Source organism: Rothia sp. P4278, from assembly GCF_048512945.1.
In the GTDB taxonomy this organism is placed as follows: domain Bacteria; phylum Actinomycetota; class Actinomycetes; order Actinomycetales; family Micrococcaceae; genus Rothia.
Genome location: NZ_JBLXXU010000007.1, coordinates 1 through 17,165, shown reverse-complemented (window position 1 = coordinate 17,165; position 17,165 = coordinate 1). Strand labels below are relative to the sequence as shown.

Genomic DNA, 17,165 nt, shown 5'->3' with positions numbered 1-17,165 from the left:
ATTTGGGGGCGGCCCGGGGGTCCCCCGCGGCGGGCCCTCTCTTCTTTTTTATGCCGGAGACGGTAGAATGGTGCATGTTATTGGTTGCCCGGTCGTACAATATAACTTTTCATTTGGCTTATTAGCTCTCCCACCGGTTCTCTTACGGGGTTCCTCATGTGGTCGATAGGGCTCACACCTGCACGATAAACCCGCGATCGGCTCCCCCGTTTGCCCATGACTGGGCCACATCAAAGGACAACGATTCGTGACAGACCACCAAACCCCATCAACATTTGCCGACTACGGTGTTCGTCAGGACATCTCCGATGCGCTCGCGGCCCAAGGCATCACCAGCCCCTTCCCCATTCAGGCCCTGACCCTGCCTATCGCATTGGCAGGCCAGGATATTATCGGCCAGGCTAAGACCGGTACCGGTAAGACCCTGGGCTTTGGGTTGCCCGCTCTACAGACCGTTATTGGCCCCAAGTCTGATGAGTGGGGGCAAGTCAAGGTGCCCGGCGCCCCCCAGGCCCTGATTATTGTTCCCACCCGTGAACTCGCTATCCAGGTAGGTAGTGACCTGTCGGTAGCCGCCGATAAAACCGGTGTGCGAGTAGCGACCCTCTACGGCGGCCGCCCCTACGAATCCCAGATTAAGGAACTCACCGACGGCGTTGAGCTGGTCGTGGGCACACCCGGCCGTCTCATCGACTTGCACCGCCAGCACCACCTGAATCTGAGCCAGGTCAAGATAGTTGTGCTCGATGAGGCTGATGAGATGCTGGACTTAGGATTCCTGCCCGATGTGGAGCGCCTGCTCTCTGCTGTACCAGAGGTCCGCCAGACCATGCTCTTCTCGGCAACCATGCCCGGTCCCGTGCTGACTATGGCCCGGCGCTACATGCGCCAGCCCATGCACATTCGCGCCGAGTCCGGCGAAGAAGAGACCATGACCAAGGCATCTATCCGACAGGTCATCTACCGTGCCCACCCGCTCGATAAGGACGAGCTGGTCAGCCGGGTCCTGCGCGCGGAAGGCCGTGGCCGTACCGTTATTTTCACCAAGACCAAGCGTTCCGCGGCCAAGCTCTCCGATGAGCTTCAGTCACGCGGTTTTGCCGCTGGAGCTATCCACGGTGACCTCAACCAGGGTGCCCGCGAGCAGGCTCTGCGTGCTTTTCGCAACGGTAAGGTCGATATCCTGGTCGCTACCGATGTTGCCGCCCGAGGTATCGACGTTGAAGATGTCACCCACGTCATTAACTACCAGTGCCCCGAGGACGAGAAGACCTACCTGCACCGTGTAGGCCGCACCGGTCGCGCAGAGAAGCTGGGTACCGCTATCACCCTGGTGGATTGGGAAGATATTCCCCGCTGGAAGCTTATTAACAAGGCTTTGGAGCTGGGTGTTGATGAGCCGGTGGAAACCTATTCTTCCTCTCCCCACCTCTTTGCAGATCTTGGTATCCCCAAGGGCGCCAAGGGCCGTCTGCCCAAGGAAGAGCGCACCGCTGCCGGTCTTGAGGCTGAGGCGGCCGAGGATTTTGGTGGGCAGGAGCCAGGTCGTCGCCAGTCCGCTGGCTCACGCCCTGCTAGGGGCGGGCAGGACCGCCGTGGCCGCGGTGAGAACCGCAATGGGTCACGCTCGGCAGAGCGCCGGGGCGGCCGTAACGGTGAGCGCCGTTCATCCTCTCAGGGCGATAGCAAGGCTGCCTCTAGCCGTCGCCCTAGTTCTGAGGGTGGGCAGCCCGCTGAGGGCGCTAATGCGGCGACTAGGCCCCGTCGCCGCCGCCGTACCCGCCGGGTAGAGGGCGGCGAAGGCTAAGGTCGCGCTGGTTTACCCCTAGCGCTCCTCACAGGCAGAATGACCCCCTCCCTTGTGGAGGGGGTCATTCTTGTTGTTGGGCACCGGGCTTCAGCTCGGGGATGGGTTCATGACCTCCCGGTGGCTGTGCTTAGCGGGTAGAGCGGGCTTGACCCTCTGCGTAGCCTGCGGCTGACTGAATACCTACCACGGCCCGTTCGCTGAACTCTTCAATGCTGGAAGCCCCGGCGTAGGTGAAAGCTGAGCGCACGCCGGAGATAATTGAATCAATCTGGTCCTCCACCCCGCCCCTGCCCTCAGGTAGGTAGATGCGAGCGGTAGAGATGCCCTCTTCGAACATTTCGCGGCGGGCTTTTTCAAAGGCTTCGGTCTTTGAGTTACGGTTGATGACCGCTCGGCGAGAGGCCATACCGAAGCTTTCCTTGTAGAGGCGGCCCTCGGAGTCCTGGAGGACATCCCCGGGAGATTCGTGGGTACCGGCAAACCAGGAGCCAATCATTACATTGGATGCGCCGGCAGCTAGGGCAAGGGCAACGTCACGGGGGTCTTTGATACCACCGTCGGCCCAGACATGCACACCCAGCTTCCTAGCCTCTTGGGCACACTCAAGCACGGCAGAGAATTGGGGTCGGCCCACGCCGGTTTGCATGCGGGTGGTGCACATGGCACCGGGGCCAACACCGACCTTGATAATATCTGCACCGGCTTCAGCCAGGTCACGCACCCCCTGCGCCGTGACCACGTTACCGGCGGCGATTGGGATAGAGGGGGTGAGGGAACGAACCTTTTTGAGGGCCTCAATCATGGTGTCCTGGTGGCCGTGGGCGGTATCAATCACCAGCACATCAGCACCGGCTTGAATCAGGCTTTCCGCGCGACCGGCGATGTCACCGTTGATACCGACAGCCACCCCAATACGCAGGCAGCCAGCTTGGTCGGTGGCCGGTGTGTAGAGGCTAGCACGCAGAGCCGCTGACCGGGTCAGCACACCAACCAGTAGACCGGCTTCATCAACCACGGGCGCGATCTTGCGGGAGTGCTCGTAGAGAATGTCAAAGGCTTCGCGGGGTGTGACGCTGTGGTTCAGGGTCAGTAGCTCGGTGCTCATCAGGTCTTGGACCTGGTCAAAATTATCGGCTCCGCGCATATCTTTAGGAGTAATGATGCCGACGGGTCGGTCATCCTCGACCACAATTGCAGCACCGTGAGCACGCTTGGGAATCAGGTGACGAACGTAGCCTGCGGTGTGGTGGGGTTTGACTGTGATAGGAGTATCGAACACCAGGTGGGAGCTTTTGACCCGCCTGATGGTTTCGGCAACGATATCGGTCGGAACATCCTGCGGAATAATGGCGATACCCCCGCGCCGGGCAACAGTCTCAGCCATACGGCGGCCCGATACGGCGGTCATATTGGCGATGACCAGAGGGATGGTGGTGCCCGTTCCATCTGCTGTTCGCAGGTCAACTCCCATGCGGGAGCCAACCGAGGAAGGCGAGGGAACCATGAATACGTCGTTGTAGGTGAGGTCTGTGGTGGGCTTGGTGTCGTTGAGGAACTTCATGGTTCTAGTCTATGTGGTTGAGCACACAGACCGGCGGGAATTAGCTGGGGGCTTAGACCTGCTCCCCCAATTTCTGGTGAGAGCCAGCCTGGGCGCGCAGGGCGGCTACGGTTTGCGGGTCCGTGGTGTTTTCACCCAAAAGGTTGGGTTTACCGGCACCGTGATAGTCCGATGAGCCGGTCACCAGCAGGTCGTGGCGGGAGGCTAGATCCAGTAGCCACTGACGACCTTCGGGTGGGTTGTCCCGGTGGTAGACCTCAACACCAGCTAAGCCAGCATCAATCATGGCGTAGATAGTCTCATCACTGGCTAGGCGGCCCCGTGAAGGTGCCCTGGGGTGGGCCATAACGGGGACCCCCCCGGCCTGGCGTACCAGTTGGACGGCCTCTACCGGGTCTACCGCGTAGTGGGGAATGTAGTAGGGGGAACTTGGGGTGAGCACCCGCTGGAAGGCTTCGGTTCGTGTGGTGACCGCGCCGATAGCTACCAGCGCATCGGCAATATGGGGGCGGCCTACGGTAGCCCCCTGATGCACGTGTTCCTGTACGGTATCCCAGGTCAGCGGGTAGTCTTCGCTCAGGCGCTCCACCATGCGCTGAGCCCTGCTCCGGCGGGCGCCCCTGGATCGTTCCATCTCCGCGCACAGGCCTTCGTGGTGGGGGTCGTGCAGGTAGCACAGCAGGTGGACGCTCACGCCCTGCGCTGAACAGGAGATTTCCATACCGGGCACAAAATCTAGGCCCCATTTGTCCGCTTCCGCCTGCGCCAGGCTCCACCCAGCGGTGGTGTCGTGGTCGGTCAGGGCAAAGCCGGTCAGACCGAGCGCGGCTACTTCAGCAACCAGCTCGGCTACGGGCTGGGTGCCATCGGAAGTGCAGGAATGGGTGTGCAGGTCATACATACCCCTAGATTACAGGGCCAACAGCTTGGTCAGGGTATGAGCTTGGCTAAGTCTGCAGAGAGCGGCGGGTTGCTACCTTTGTGTGCGGCCCCGTCCTGCTAGACGGTACTTGACCGCCCTCACTACACTGGTGTGTATGACAACACAGGATAAGACCCCCACCCCCGGTGATGACCAGCCCATCGAAGAGCGCGTCACCAACCGGTCAGCCGCTCCCCGTTCAAGAGCTTTTACCGAATTTATGGCCGCTCACTGGGCGCCGACCAACGGCGACCTGCCTGCTCGCGCCCGCGCTGCTGATTTTGCCGCTACCCGCCGCGCCGCTCTGTCCAAGCTCTTCCCCGGCGAGCGCCTGGTAATCCCCGCTGGCCCTCTTAAGGTCCGTTCAAACGACACCGACTACCGCTTCCGTCCGCACTCCGCTTTTGCCCACCAGACCGGCCTGGGTGTGGACCATGAGCCCGATGCTGTGCTGGTCTACGAGCCAGTTGAGGAAGGCAGCGGCGATCAGGGGTCGAATCATGAGGTTACCCTGTATTTTCGCCCCTTAGCTGGTCGGGACACCGAGATGTTTTACCGCGACCCCCGCTACGGTGAGTTCTGGATTGGCCCCCGCCCTACCCTGGAGTCTCTGGGCGCCGAGTACGGTATCCGCACCGCTGATCTGTCCGAGCTTGAAGTCGCTATTACCAAGAACGCCGGGCCGCAGGCTCTGGGCGGTATCAGGATCCGCCTAGTACGCGATGTTGACCTGAATGTTGATGCCCTGGTCGATACCTCCCGTTACAACACCGCCGTTGATTTAGAAGAGTCCGACAAGCTCGATGCGGCGTTGACTGAGGCTCTCTCCCAGGCGCGCCTGGTCAAGGATGAGCTTGAGGTAGAGAACCTGCGCCGTTCGGTCGATTTGACCATCGATGGTTTTGCTGAGGTTATCCGTTCGTTGCCTGCCGCTCTTGCCCACCGGCGCGGTGAACGGGTGGTTGAGACCGCCTTTTTCTCCCAGGCCAGGATTGAGGGCAATGACCTGGGCTATGACACTATCGCGGCCTGCGGTAACAATGCCACCATTTTGCACTGGATTTCTAACAACGGGCCGGTGGAAGAGGGCAAGCTCATGCTGGTCGATGCCGGGGTGGAAGACGATACCCTCTATACCGCCGACATCACCCGTACTTTCCCGGTCAACGGCAAGTTCAGTGAGGTACAGGCTAGGGCCTACAGGATTGTTCTTGAAGCCGCCGATGCGGCCTTTAAGGCGGCTGTTCCGGGCCGTAAGTTCCATGAAGTTCACGATGCCGCCATGCAGGTTCTGGCAACCCGCCTGCACGAATGGGGCCTGCTTCCGGTTTCTGCTGAGGTTTCTCTGTCTGATCAGGGTGGGCATCACCGCCGCTGGATGCCCCACGGTACCAGCCACCACCTCGGCCTTGACGTGCATGACTGTGCTCAAGCCAAGATGGAGCTCTACATGGATGGTGTGATTGAGCCGGGCATGGTCTTCACCATTGAGCCGGGCCTTTACTTCAAGGAAGAGGATCTGCTGATTCCCGAGGAACTACGCGGTATCGGTATCCGTATTGAGGATGATGTGCTCATTACCGAAGACGGTAACGAAAACCTCTCTGCCGCCCTGCCCCGCACCGTTGAGGGCATTGAGGCCTGGATGGCTGAGATTTCCCGCTAGGCACCCTCCGGGCTGCTTCTAAGAGTCCGCCAGGACAAAAGCCCCTGCTAGCTCCATCTTGAGGATCTAGCAGGGGCTTTATTCTTTGCCTTCCGGTAGCAGACTCGGGGCTACTTAGTCTTGTGACGCCTTGTGCTGTCCTGCTCCGGTTCCCGGCGGATGGCGGCTTCGAACTCTTCGGGAGTTTCAACCCGCAGTCCGTAGCGCTGTTCACTCTGCTCGGCACGAATCTGCTCGATACGCTCGTTAACAGAGGTGTCCGCGGTGGGTGTCTTGCGGATAGCTGCCTCGAATTCTTCGGGGGTTTCAACCCGCAGGCCGTACTTGCTGGTGGCTTTGGTGCCGTCCGACTTGGTCTGGGCCGGGGGTGTGAAGACCGGCTGAGCGGGTTGCTCGGGGGTAGCGGAGCCCTGCTGTGCCTGATCTGCAGGGTTGAAACCGGGCAAGAAAGGCTGGGGTTCTGTCTGGTGGGGTGGAAGAGGCTGGTGAGGATCAAACCATTGGGGGCCGGGCTGGTGCTGAGGCGCAGATGGTGCAGGGCTGGCGCTCTGCTGGGGGCTGGGGCCTTGCGCAGGCAGGGAGGGCGGTAAGTTCTGTCCGGGTTGGTTCTGGTTCTGTCCGGGGGCCTCGGTGCGCGGTGCCTGGGGCTGGCCAGCAGACTGGGGGGCGGGCTGAACGGACACGCGAAGCAGGTTCCGGGCAGCCTGGGCTGTGGCCGGGATAGCCATCAGGTCAAGGCGGGCCGGTAGCATCTGAGTGCGGGTACGGATCCCGCGCCCCTTGGCTCGAGCCGCCACGACAACGGAGTAAATCATGCAAAAGGCAATAGCCAGAGGCACGATGCTGAGCAGGTTCGCCGGGATCGAGGTGTTGGTAACAAAAGCGTTGAAGAAGCCCACCAGCGTGCCCAGGCCCACACCCTGAACGGCGCCGCCTAGAGCGGCACGGGGATAGGTAGCCTGCCCTGTAATGTAATCAACCTGTCGGACCTCATGCCCCACCACGTAGAGAGAGTGAACGGGGAACTTCTGGCTGGCCAGGAATTCGAGAGCGCGGTTGAGTTCCTTGCGGTTATTGAAAGTGGCGACCAGCTCACCGGGAGGTAGGGAAGCGCCATCGGACAAAGCCAGTGCAGGAGGTACGTTGAGTTGATCCATACCCCCTATTTTTGACTAGTTTGTCGAGAGTTAGCTGGGAGCGCGCCCTGTTATCGCCACAGGTGAACTAGCTAGCCGGCCCAGGAGCCTTGGGCAGTGTAAGTTTGCGCCTATTTTCCGGGTATATCCGCAGATAAGCATGGCAGCGCCCCTGCAAGGCGAGTACCCTGGAAAGAGTGAGTAGCGTACCAAACAAAATTTTTATTGCCCGCCTACTAGGTCTCGATGTCTTTGACCCCCACGGTGACCGGCTTGGCCGTTTGCGCGATGTTGTCGTGCTCAAAAGCGGCTTCACCCAGTTTTCAGCGGTTGCTTCACTTGCCAAGCTCAAGGAACCCGTTGTGGTGGGTATCGTCATTGAGATTCTGGGTAAGAAACGCATTTTTGTGCCTATGACCCGCGTAACCAGCATTGACTCCACTCAGATTATTCTGACGGGCCTGGTTAACCTGCGCCGTTTTGAACAGCGCGGCTCAGAGGCCCTAGTTGTGGGCGAAATTTTTGACCGTAAGGTTCAGTTGCGTGACGGCTCCGGCATGGCTCAGATTGAAGACGTTGCCATGGAACAGCGCCGCAATGGAGACTGGTTCATTTCCGAGCTCTTTATCTCACGCGGCAACAGCGGTTTGATGCGCCGCCGTAAAGAAACCCTGATTATTGACTGGCACGAGGCTATCCTCTCCACCGACTTTGAGCCCCAGGCGGCCACAGCCTTTGTGGCCAGCCACGAAGATTCTAACCCCGCTGACCTGGCAGACGCTATCCACGAAATGCCCGACAAACGCATGGTGGAGGTCGCCCAGGAACTCCAGGATGAGCGCCTGGCGGATGTCCTCCAGGAGCTCCCCGAAGAGGATCAGGTTCAGATTCTCTCGAACCTGGAAGTTGAGCGCGCCGTCAATGTGCTCGAAGAGATGGAGCCCGATGACGCGGCTGACCTACTAGGAGAGCTCTCAGACACCCAGCGCGAAGAGCTCCTGACACTCATGGACCCCGATGATTCCGATGACGTGCGCCGCCTACTCGAATACGACGAAGGTACCGCCGGCTCACTCATGAACCCGGTCCCCATCATTCTCTCCCCCGAAGCGACCGTGGCCGAGGCTCTGGCTCATATCCGGCAGGAGGAGATCTCACCTGCTATGGCCGCTGCTGTAATGGTCGCTCGCCCACCCCTTGAAACCCCCACCGGTCGCTACCTGGGGATTGTGCACATGCAACGTCTACTGCGCCACTCTCCCAGCGAACAGGTGGGTAACATTATAGATACCTCTATTGAACCGGTTACCGATGCTGCCAGTATCGAAGAGGTAACCCGTATTCTTGCCACCTACGACCTCACCATCGTCCCAGTCATCAACGACCATGACCGGCTGGTGGGCGCTGTCACCGTCGATGACGTTCTCGATGAGATCTTGCCCGATGATTGGCGCACCTATGATGATGGCACCCCGATTAGAAAGGTAGGTCGCCGATTTGAGTGATGCCCGCGAACGCGATGAAAGAGCCCAAGCACTAGGAACCCCTCAGAACAAGAAACGCCGTCCGCTCTTTCAGTTCAACCCCGACCCCGATGCCTTTGGGCAGATGACAGAGAAAATTGCACGCTTTATGGGGACTCCGCAGTTTCTGCTGTGGATGACTGTATTCTGTGCCATCTGGTTAGGCTGGAACACCCTAGCTCCCGAAGAGATGCAGTTTGACCCACGTTCGCTTAACTTCACTCTCTTGACCCTTATGCTGTCCTTGCAGGCCTCCTACGCCGCTCCCCTGCTTCTGCTGGCACAGAACCGGCAGGATGACCGTGACCGCGTGGTAGCCCGCCAGGACCGCCAGCGTGATCAGCGCAACCTTGAAGAGACCGAGTACCTGACCCGCGAAATCGCTTCTTTGCGTATTACTCTGCGTGAGGTAGCCACCCGTGACTTTGTCCGCGGCGAAATACGCGACATCATGGAGGAGTTGCAGGAGGTTCAGCGCCGGCAGGAGGAACTCTTTACTCGGGCAGAGCATCTTGCCTCTCTCAGCCGCACCAGGGCAGATGACCCTCATAGCTCCAGCTTCACAACCTCCCCAGCCGCAGGCAGTGTGCTTGCGGTAGAAAGTGAAGATGACCCTAAGGCCCGAAAAAAGAAGATGGTAAAGGATATCGACCGTATCTTTGAGTAGGCGGTCTTCTCTCTCATGCAAAAAACTCCTGAAAATAAGCGGCTCAAAGCTGTCCTTGCCACCGTTATTGATCCCGAGTTACGGCTACCCATCACAGAGCTGGGTATGGTGGAGCGGGCTGAACTGGTAGGTTCGACCGCAAGCATCTCTATCCTGCTCACTATAGAGGGGTGCCCGCTGCGCGGCACCATTGAAAAGGACGTGCGAACAGCCGTCAGCGCCCTCGACGAGGTCCAAGATATTGACCTGACCGTTGGCTATATGACCCCAGAACAGCGGGCTGAACTGCGGCAGAAGCTGGGGCATACCCAGCAGAACCCTTTCACTCAGCCAGGTTCCCTCACCCGGGTCTACGCGATTGCCAGTGGTAAGGGCGGGGTGGGTAAGTCCTCGGTTACGGCCAACCTGGCCGCTGCCTGCGCGTCTGCCGGTATGACTGTAGGAATCATTGATGCCGATGTGCACGGCTTCTCTATACCCGGTTTGCTGGGGATTACCGAAGGCCCTACCCGTATGGACGATATGATTCTGCCACCCGTAGTGGAGGCGCCCAAGGGCAAGGGTGCCATCAAGGTCATCTCCATTGGTATGTTTGTGAAGCCTGACCAGCCGGTTGCCTGGCGTGGCCCCATGCTCCACCGCGCTCTTGAACAGTTTTTGACAGACGTGCATTTTGGGCAGATTGATGTGCTCTTGCTCGATTTGCCTCCCGGCACGGGCGACATTGCTATTTCCATGGCCCAGCTTCTGCCCCAGGCAGAGATTCTACTCGTTTCTACTCCCCAGCTAGCCGCCGTGGACGTTGCCCAGCGGGCGGGAACTTTGAGCATCCAAACCGAGCAGAAGCTGGTGGGTGTGCTTGAAAACATGGCGGCCATGCAGCTTCCGGACGGTACTACCCTGCCCCTCTTCGGTGAGGGTGGCGGTGCTCAGCTGGCCCAGTCGCTCAGCCAGGCGCTGGGCTATGAAGTTCCCCTGCTGGGTTCTGTTCCTCTTGAGCTAGCCCTGCGCCAGGGTGGCGACGCTGGCATCCCCCTTGTCTGGGGCGCTCCCGAGACCTCAGCGGCACAGGTATTGACCCAGGTAGCTCACCATATTACCCACCGCCCACGCGGCCTAGCTGGGCAGTCTCTTCCCGTGAACCTCTAAAAGTTGCCCATCTGTCCTTACGCCCTTTAAAGGAATAGAGGGAACTGGCCCTATTGGCCGGTTCCCTCTACTTGTTTGCCCGCTCCCAGCTGCTCGCTAAGGCGCCTCTTTTTAGGTGGCTTCGGTATCAAAAGGTGCCCATGCCCCCCGTGGTAAGCGAGAGGTCACAGAAAGCGCGGGAGCAGCCTGAGCTTTTTCCTCTAGTTGCTGGCGGCGTTCTTCCTCATCTTCTGCGAAAGCCTCACGCACAATCACGCGAGGGTCATACTGGCGGGGGTCGTACTGTCGCCAGTTGATGTCATCTAGGCCAGGGCCCAGGGTCTCTTTGAGGTCGTCTTTAGCCTCGAAGGCCATACGGCGCACGTACTTAATGAAATCTTTGAGCTGCTGGGCATATTCGGGCATGCGTTCTGGCCCGATGACAAAAAACACCAGGACTGCAAGAAAAATAAATTCAAGACCACTAATTCCAAACACACCTAGAGATTACCAGCTTAGGCTGGTCGAACGCCCATAAAACAGCTTCTATTGAATAAGATGTTCCCAGGATCATTATTGTTTTTGCAGGTCGAAGGCGGGTAGTTGTTTTTTATGAAGTCACATGATCTGGCCCGGAATTGGGTCTATGCCGAAGAGTTCCCGCGTGAGGTGCCGGTCCTTGAGCTTGCCCGAGAGCAGGCCGAGCGGCTTGATGCTGCCCCCGTCGCGCCCTCTGTGGCGGCCCTCTTGACCATCCTGGCCGCTACGGGTAAAGCCCAGCACACCGTAGAAATTGGGTGCGGGGCTGGAGTTTCTACCGCAGCGCTCCTGAGCGGGTTACCCGCTGGGACTTCGCTGACCACTATCGATATTGATGCAACCCGCTCCCAGGCCGTCCGATCGTTACTTTCCGCGACTGGGCTGGAGCAGAGCCACCGTGTGCGGGTTATTACCGGTGATGCCCTCCAAGTACTCCCCAGGCTCTCCCCCGGCTCCTACGACCTGGCTCTGGTCGACGCCGGTCCCGAACTGGCAGATCAGCTGGTGCTCAACGCTCTAGCCCTCTTAGCGTCCGGTGGCCTGCTGATCTTGCACGACCCTTTGGCCGGGGGTGCTGTAGCTAGCCCCACTGACCGCGACGGGGTGACCGTTACCCTACGATCTGTCCTTCACGATATAGCGGCCTGCACCGAGGACGTCTTTGTCTCTTTACTGTATGTGGGCTCAGGCCTCTACTTGATCTACAAGAAATAGGGTAAAAGAAACCTCGGCTGATGGGGCCGAGGTATTCAAATTTTCAGGAAGTCTAGAAATTCTCTACGCACACCCGGAGAGCCTCTACCTCTTCTTCAGTGATATCAAGGACCAGGCGCCCGCCGCCTTCAACGGGGATGCGCATTACGATGCTACGGCCCTCACGTACGATTTCGAGCGGACCGTCTCCGGTGCGTGGTTTTTGAGCTGCCATGGGAGTCTTCTCCTTGGGGAAGGTTAGTCTATGAGTGGATGGCACCGGTGCAACCGGGCTCACTTTCTTTTAATAGTAGTGCTTACCGGAGCATTTAAGGTGGTTTTGCGAAGCAAACTTACAGGTTTAGGGTGGGTAGTCCCCTCCACCGGGTAGTTGCTTCCAGTGCCAGAGCCAGCCCACCCACCCAAATTGCAGGGTCGCCCCTGCACACATGAGCAACCAGCGGTAGGCCCGAGAGGCTGAAAGCGCCACCACAGGGAGCAGGAGCGGGAAAAGCGGTAGAAGCAGGCGGAAGGTCGAGGACTGCGGATTAAAGAAGGCCAGCATGTAGACCGCATAGCAGGCACACCAGAGCACAAGCGCTGGGTGGAGCACCTTTCGGGTACTAGGAGCAATCAGGCACAGGGTAAAGCCCACTATCAGCACCAAGAGAATAAGCGGCCCCAGAATACTGCCAAGGTAGAGCTGGCTTTGGGTCAGCCAGGGCAAGAACGGTAGCACGTCCTCACCCCCGGCCCGCCAGGCGGCCTCGGTTGCGGTGTAGGCATCTAGGCGCCCGGTGACAGCCCAGGCGTAGGCAGGGTGGATAAAGGCAAAGGCACAGACTGCAAGGGCACACACAAGTTGTGTGGCTGTCTCTCGGAGTGTAGGCCACACCCTCTGACCGCTTCTGAGGCGGTGCAGGAAGGCCATAAGCCACCATAGGCCCACAGCTGCCCCCAAGGGTAGGCCGATGGGGCGGGCCAGGGCAGCGCAGAGCGCTGGAATCAGCATCAGGCGGTAGCGGCCTTCCACCAGGAGGTAGAGAGCCCAGGCTAAGAAGAGCAGACCCATAGCTTCGGCATAGCCTGTTTGCAGGATCGGTGCAACCGCGCTGAAATTTACCGCTGCGCTTGCCCACAGCGCGGTGCTGTGTTGGGTATCCAGGTCACTATGCTCAGCGGCACTCTGCCCGTTGCCCAGGGAGACCATGCACAGTCGGTAGATAAACCAGGATGCGCCCAGACCGCAGATTAATGACAGGGTCGGAGCCACTAGAGCGTAGTCCAAGCCCGTCAGCCAGGTAAGAGTACCTGCGGTAAGGGGGTATAGCGGGTAGAAGGCCCACTCATTTTGAGCTACATGCCCGGTAGCATCAAGGGGTAGCTGTGAGGGGTAGCCGGTCGCGGCAATAGAGGAATACCAGTCAGCATCCCATATATTGACATACTCTAGGTAGGTCATGGCTGAGTTCTTCCAGGGGCTCACTGTCTGGTGTAAACCAACACGACTGAAAACAAACCAGCCCCACACCCGGCTAACAGCATAGAGCAAAGCCACCTGAGCCATAGCAGGTAACCGCACGAACCGGCTAACTGCCACAAACCATAGCTGGCTTATGCCAAGGCTGACCCTAGCCCCTATATCACGGTGAAGGGAACCATTAGTCATCGGCATCAACCGGGGCGCTCTCACCGTTCAGCTGAGTGAGCCGATCACGAAGCCGCCTGTTTTCCTCAATAGTTTTGGCCAGCACACCGTCCACCTCTTCACGGTTATAACCCAGGATGGAGGTCGCAAAACTTACACGCTCCAATTCAGCACTATCGGGTCGGTCCGAGAGAATGATCGGCGGCTCAGAGGCGGGAACAATATCGATTCCGTCTTGGCTGATGTGGTTAAGGGTTTTGCGGGCCGGAATCAGGCGGTCGCTACCCATCGCCGCACACCCGGCTAAGACAGCCATGATCACCACAAACGTTATTGCCACCAACAGATAATTCAAGATTTCCCCCGTCATTAGGCTGCCCCCATACACCCCGCTCATGGGCAACTAGCGATACAGGGGCGACACAAAGTAGCCCAAAGTGTAACAAGCTGTTTACCTGCCAACGGGTAAGGTAAGGCACATACACCTATTTTGGTTGTGCTTTAGCACCTCAATGCTACCGGCACGCACACATATCCACCACAAGGGAGGAACCTCTGTGACTACTGATGCACTGGTTCAGCTCACCGGCGTTAATAAGTATTACGGTGAGAACCACGTCCTCAAGGACATTAATCTTTCTGTTGGAGCGGGTGAGGTGGTCATTCTTCTGGGCCCCTCAGGTTCGGGTAAATCAACCCTCTGCCGCACCATCAACCGCCTCGAAACCATTTCAAGCGGTACCATCACCATCGACGGCAAGAAACTACCTGAAGAAGGCAAAGAACTGGCTAACCTGCGGGCCGAGGTCGGCATGGTCTTCCAGTCCTTTAACCTCTTCGCCCACAAGACCATTCTTGAAAACGTCACCTTGGGCCCCCGCAAGGTTCGCGGCATGAGCAAGGCAGAAGCCGAAGAACTTGCCATGAGCCTGCTCAAAAAGGTAGGCGTCGATAACCAGGCCTCTAAGATGCCGGCCCAGCTCTCCGGCGGCCAGCAGCAGCGCGTCGCCATTGCCCGTGCATTGGCCATGCAACCCAAGGTCATGCTCTTTGACGAGCCCACCAGCGCACTCGACCCCGAAATGGTCAACGAAGTTCTTGACACCATGGTCTCCCTGGCCCGAGAAGGTATGACCATGATCGTGGTAACCCACGAAATGGGCTTTGCCCGCAAGGCCGCCGACCGAATCGTTTTCCTGGCCGACGGTGAAATCCTCGAAGAGGCAAGGCCTGACCAGTTCTTCACCAATCCCCAGACCGATCGTGCCAAGGACTTCCTGGGTAAGATCCTGGGCCACTAAGGAGAGCACCCATGAAGCTATCCACCCTCAAAGCCAAAGCAGTAGCCTGCGCGGCAGTCCTAGCTAGCGCAACCCTGGCTTTCTCCGGTTGCGGCTCAAGTAGTGCCAAGGACACCATCCGTATCGGCATTAAGTACGACCAGCCCGGCCTGGGCTACCAGGACGGCCGCGACTACACCGGCTTCGATACCGACGTAGCCCGCTACGTGGCCAAGGAGCTCGGCTACTCAGAGGACCAGATTGAGTGGGTTGAAGCCCCCTCGGCCAACCGCGAGAACATGCTCTCTAACAACCAGGTAGACATGATTTTTGCGACCTACTCCATCACCGAAAAGCGTATCAAGACCGTTGATTTCGCTGGACCCTACTTCGTAGCAGGCCAGGACCTGCTCGTGCAGGCCGATAGCGCCGATATCACCGGGCCTGAGTCGCTCTCGGGCAAGAATCTTTGCTCTGTCACCGGGTCAACCTCGGCCAAGAAGATTCAGGACAAGTACTCCTCGGACGTTCAGCTGGTGCAGCAGAACTCCTACTCGGACTGCGTGGTAGCGCTCAACGCGGGTATGGTCGATGCGGTCACCACCGACGACATCATTCTGGCAGGTCTGGCCTCCACCAAGGCTAACCAGGGCGAACTCAAGCTGGTCGGCAACACTTTCTCCACCGAAAAGTACGGCGTTGGTCTGCCCAAGGGCTCAGATAAGTGCTCCGCAATCAATGCAGCCATCAACAAGATGGTCGAAACCGGGGCCTGGGAAGAAGCCCTCGAGAAGAATGTCGGCGCATCGGGCTACGCTTACGATACCGAGCTGAACCCTCCGGTTCTGGGCGACTCCTGCGCCACCGTTGAACCTAAGTAACCCACCGCTTATTCCATCTTTTACACACTAAACTTTCTTTATTTGGAGGCTTTCATGTCGTTCTCTGAACAGCTCTCCACGCTCTTTGCCACCTACGATGTCATCGGAGCTTTCTGGACCAACCTACAGCTGACCTTCTGGGCAGCGATCGGTTCGTTTGTCCTTGGATCGCTCCTGGCACTTATGCGTATCTCCCCAGTGCCTTCTTTGCGCTGGGCCGGTACCGCCTATGTGCACCTGGTCCGCAATACCCCGCTGACCATTCTGATGACCCTGGCAATCTTGGGCGTGTGGACTCAGTTCCAGCTCTCACTGGCAACATCGTTTGAGCTGAACTTCTTTATCTACGCCGTTATTGTGCTGGCAATCTACCATGCGGCTTTCGTCTGCGAGGCTATCCGCTCCGGCGTCAACACCGTACCAGTGGGGCAGGCAGAAGCAGCCCGCGCTATTGGCCTGGGCTTCTTGCCCACAGCCCGCTACATCATCTTCCCCCAGGCTCTTCGCGGGTCGATTACCCCTCTAGGTAACACCCTGATTGCTCTGGCTAAGAACACCACCGTGGCCACCGTGGCTTCGGTGGCTGAAGCCTCCGGCATGATGAAATCCATGATCGAGTTCAACTCTGACCTCATCTTCATGATCTTCTTTGTCTTTGCTATGGGCTTTGTGATTATTGTTGTCCCCATCGGCCTTCTCACCACCTGGGCCTCTCGTAGATTGGCGGTGAAGCGATGAGCAGTAAGCGTATGACCTCAACCTCGGTGCTCTTTGACGTACCCGGCCCCAAGGCCCGAGCCCGCACCAAGATTTTCAACCTTGTAGCCCTGGTCCTGCTGGCTGCAGGTTTGGCCTACGTCCTGGTTGTCATGAACCGCCAGGGCCAGTTGGAAGCCGACAAGTGGACTTCGCTCTTCTCAGGCAACCTCTGGGCCAACTACATTCTGCCCGCGCTCGGCAAAACCCTAGCCGCAGCCCTGCTCTCAGTGATCACTTCGGTGCTGTTCGGTCTTTTCTTCGGTCTGGCCCGCCTATCACCCAATAAACTGATTCGTGGCTTTGGCACCGTAGTGGTCGAGTTCTTCCGCGCGGTCCCGGTCCTGATGATGATGATTTTCTTCTGGCTCTTCCTGGGCAAGCTCAACATCCTAGCGCCTTCCCAGCTCCCCTTCGTTGCTGTTGTTCTGGGGCTTACCCTCTACAACGGCTCGGTGATTGCGGAGCTCCTGCGCTCGGGTGTGCACCAGCTCCCCAAGGGCCAGGGCGAAGCGGGGCTAGCTATCGGTATGACCCCCTGGAAGGTGCTAACCCTGATTCTAGTGCCCCAGGCACTGACCGCTATGATGCCCTCGCTGCTCTCGCAGTTCGTGGTCATTCTGAAAGATACCGCTCTGGGTTACATCATTTCCTACCCCGAGCTTCTAGCGGCTGCCCGCCGCTTCGGCTCTGGTGAGGGCAATATCCTGCAAATGCTCCTGCTGGCCGCCCTCATCTTCGTGGTCATCAACTTCGCCCTGACTCTGCTAGCTGAGTGGCTCTCAGGGTTCCTGAGTTCCCATTCGGATGTAGATATTAAGCATGCGGACGGTGTCCCGGGTGAGGTCGATGATCCTCGCCCCAAGACCGAGATGATGTTCAAGATCCCCAAGGCCTAGTCTTCTGCTAGCCCTAGGGCATTGAAGAGGCGGGGGGATCCGGGGGTCTACTCGG

The 17,165-nt window shown here is 58.6% G+C and carries 17 protein-coding genes; 10 read left to right on the top strand and 7 right to left on the bottom strand.

All coding sequences use genetic code 11. The features are described from left to right. Positions 1 to 247: 247 nt before the first annotated feature. Positions 248 to 1,807 carry a DEAD/DEAH box helicase gene (locus ACN085_RS10450; protein WP_419111494.1) on the top strand — a complete coding sequence of 520 codons (1,560 nt, stop codon included), beginning with the start codon at positions 248 to 250 and terminating at the stop codon, positions 1,805 to 1,807. 130 nt (positions 1,808 to 1,937) lie between these two features. Here the strand turns inward: ACN085_RS10450 and ACN085_RS10445 are convergent, their stop codons facing one another. After that, positions 1,938 to 3,371 carry a GuaB1 family IMP dehydrogenase-related protein gene (locus ACN085_RS10445; RefSeq protein WP_419111493.1) on the bottom strand — a complete coding sequence of 478 codons (1,434 nt, stop codon included), beginning with the start codon at positions 3,369 to 3,371 and terminating at the stop codon, positions 1,938 to 1,940. Between the two features lie 52 nt (positions 3,372 to 3,423). Further along, complete coding sequence (locus ACN085_RS10440) at positions 3,424 to 4,272, bottom strand: PHP domain-containing protein (RefSeq protein WP_419111492.1); 849 nt, start codon at positions 4,270 to 4,272, stop codon at positions 3,424 to 3,426. 136 nt (positions 4,273 to 4,408) lie between these two features. On the opposite strand from ACN085_RS10440, the gene ACN085_RS10435 reads away from it, so the two are divergent. Then, positions 4,409 to 5,959, top strand: coding sequence for an aminopeptidase P family protein (locus tag ACN085_RS10435; protein ID WP_419111491.1), 1,551 nt, complete (start codon positions 4,409 to 4,411; stop codon positions 5,957 to 5,959). 110 nt (positions 5,960 to 6,069) lie between these two features. Here ACN085_RS10435 and ACN085_RS10430 read toward each other — a convergent pair whose 3' ends face one another. Then, entirely contained in the window at positions 6,070 to 7,116 is a 1,047-nt protein-coding gene (locus ACN085_RS10430; protein ID WP_419111490.1) for a general stress protein, read from the bottom strand. A gap of 176 nt (positions 7,117 to 7,292) precedes the next feature. On the opposite strand from ACN085_RS10430, the gene ACN085_RS10425 reads away from it, so the two are divergent. From ACN085_RS10425 to ACN085_RS10415, 3 genes are read left to right on the top strand one after another with little or no spacing between them, the layout of a single operon-like run. Beyond that, positions 7,293 to 8,600, top strand: a complete 1,308-nt coding sequence (locus tag ACN085_RS10425) for a magnesium transporter MgtE N-terminal domain-containing protein (RefSeq protein ID WP_419104642.1) — start codon at positions 7,293 to 7,295, stop codon at positions 8,598 to 8,600. After that, a complete protein-coding gene (locus ACN085_RS10420) occupies positions 8,593 to 9,285 on the top strand; it encodes a DUF1003 domain-containing protein (RefSeq protein ID WP_419111489.1) in 693 nt (230 codons plus the stop codon). The genes ACN085_RS10425 and ACN085_RS10420 overlap by 8 nt, the downstream gene beginning before the upstream one ends. 15 nt (positions 9,286 to 9,300) lie before the next feature. Then, positions 9,301 to 10,434, top strand: a complete 1,134-nt coding sequence (locus ACN085_RS10415) for a P-loop NTPase (RefSeq protein WP_419111488.1) — start codon at positions 9,301 to 9,303, stop codon at positions 10,432 to 10,434. 111 nt (positions 10,435 to 10,545) lie between these two features. Here the strand turns inward: ACN085_RS10415 and ACN085_RS10410 are convergent, their stop codons facing one another. Next, on the bottom strand, positions 10,546 to 10,911 hold the full coding sequence (locus tag ACN085_RS10410) for a Sec-independent protein translocase TatB (RefSeq protein WP_419099425.1): 366 nt from the start codon (positions 10,909 to 10,911) through the stop codon (positions 10,546 to 10,548). A gap of 114 nt (positions 10,912 to 11,025) precedes the next feature. Between ACN085_RS10410 and ACN085_RS10405 the strand changes: the two genes are divergently transcribed. Then, positions 11,026 to 11,667 carry an O-methyltransferase gene (locus ACN085_RS10405; RefSeq protein ID WP_419111487.1) on the top strand — a complete coding sequence of 214 codons (642 nt, stop codon included), beginning with the start codon at positions 11,026 to 11,028 and terminating at the stop codon, positions 11,665 to 11,667. 52 nt (positions 11,668 to 11,719) lie between these two features. On the opposite strand, the gene ACN085_RS10400 is transcribed toward ACN085_RS10405, so the two are convergent. The 3 genes from ACN085_RS10400 to ACN085_RS10390 all read right to left on the bottom strand — a co-directional run bounded on the left by ACN085_RS10400 (position 11,720) and on the right by ACN085_RS10390 (position 13,664). Beyond that, complete coding sequence (locus tag ACN085_RS10400; protein WP_419099423.1) at positions 11,720 to 11,881, bottom strand: DUF3117 domain-containing protein; 162 nt, start codon at positions 11,879 to 11,881, stop codon at positions 11,720 to 11,722. 126 nt (positions 11,882 to 12,007) lie between these two features. Then, complete coding sequence (locus tag ACN085_RS10395) at positions 12,008 to 13,108, bottom strand: hypothetical protein (RefSeq protein ID WP_419111486.1); 1,101 nt, start codon at positions 13,106 to 13,108, stop codon at positions 12,008 to 12,010. 199 nt (positions 13,109 to 13,307) lie between these two features. Next, complete coding sequence (locus tag ACN085_RS10390; protein WP_419111485.1) at positions 13,308 to 13,664, bottom strand: hypothetical protein; 357 nt, start codon at positions 13,662 to 13,664, stop codon at positions 13,308 to 13,310. 202 nt (positions 13,665 to 13,866) lie between these two features. On the opposite strand from ACN085_RS10390, the gene ACN085_RS10385 reads away from it, so the two are divergent. The 4 genes from ACN085_RS10385 to ACN085_RS10370 are packed head-to-tail and all read left to right on the top strand — an operon-like array spanning position 13,867 to position 17,110. Further along, positions 13,867 to 14,595 carry an amino acid ABC transporter ATP-binding protein gene (locus ACN085_RS10385; protein WP_419099454.1) on the top strand — a complete coding sequence of 243 codons (729 nt, stop codon included), beginning with the start codon at positions 13,867 to 13,869 and terminating at the stop codon, positions 14,593 to 14,595. Between the two features lie 11 nt (positions 14,596 to 14,606). Next, positions 14,607 to 15,455 carry a glutamate ABC transporter substrate-binding protein gene (locus ACN085_RS10380; RefSeq protein WP_419111484.1) on the top strand — a complete coding sequence of 283 codons (849 nt, stop codon included), beginning with the start codon at positions 14,607 to 14,609 and terminating at the stop codon, positions 15,453 to 15,455. A gap of 54 nt (positions 15,456 to 15,509) precedes the next feature. Next, complete coding sequence (locus ACN085_RS10375; RefSeq protein ID WP_419099419.1) at positions 15,510 to 16,193, top strand: amino acid ABC transporter permease; 684 nt, start codon at positions 15,510 to 15,512, stop codon at positions 16,191 to 16,193. After that, positions 16,190 to 17,110, top strand: a complete 921-nt coding sequence (locus tag ACN085_RS10370) for an amino acid ABC transporter permease (protein WP_419099418.1) — start codon at positions 16,190 to 16,192, stop codon at positions 17,108 to 17,110. The genes ACN085_RS10375 and ACN085_RS10370 overlap by 4 nt, the downstream gene beginning before the upstream one ends. Positions 17,111 to 17,165: the final 55 nt, after the last annotated feature.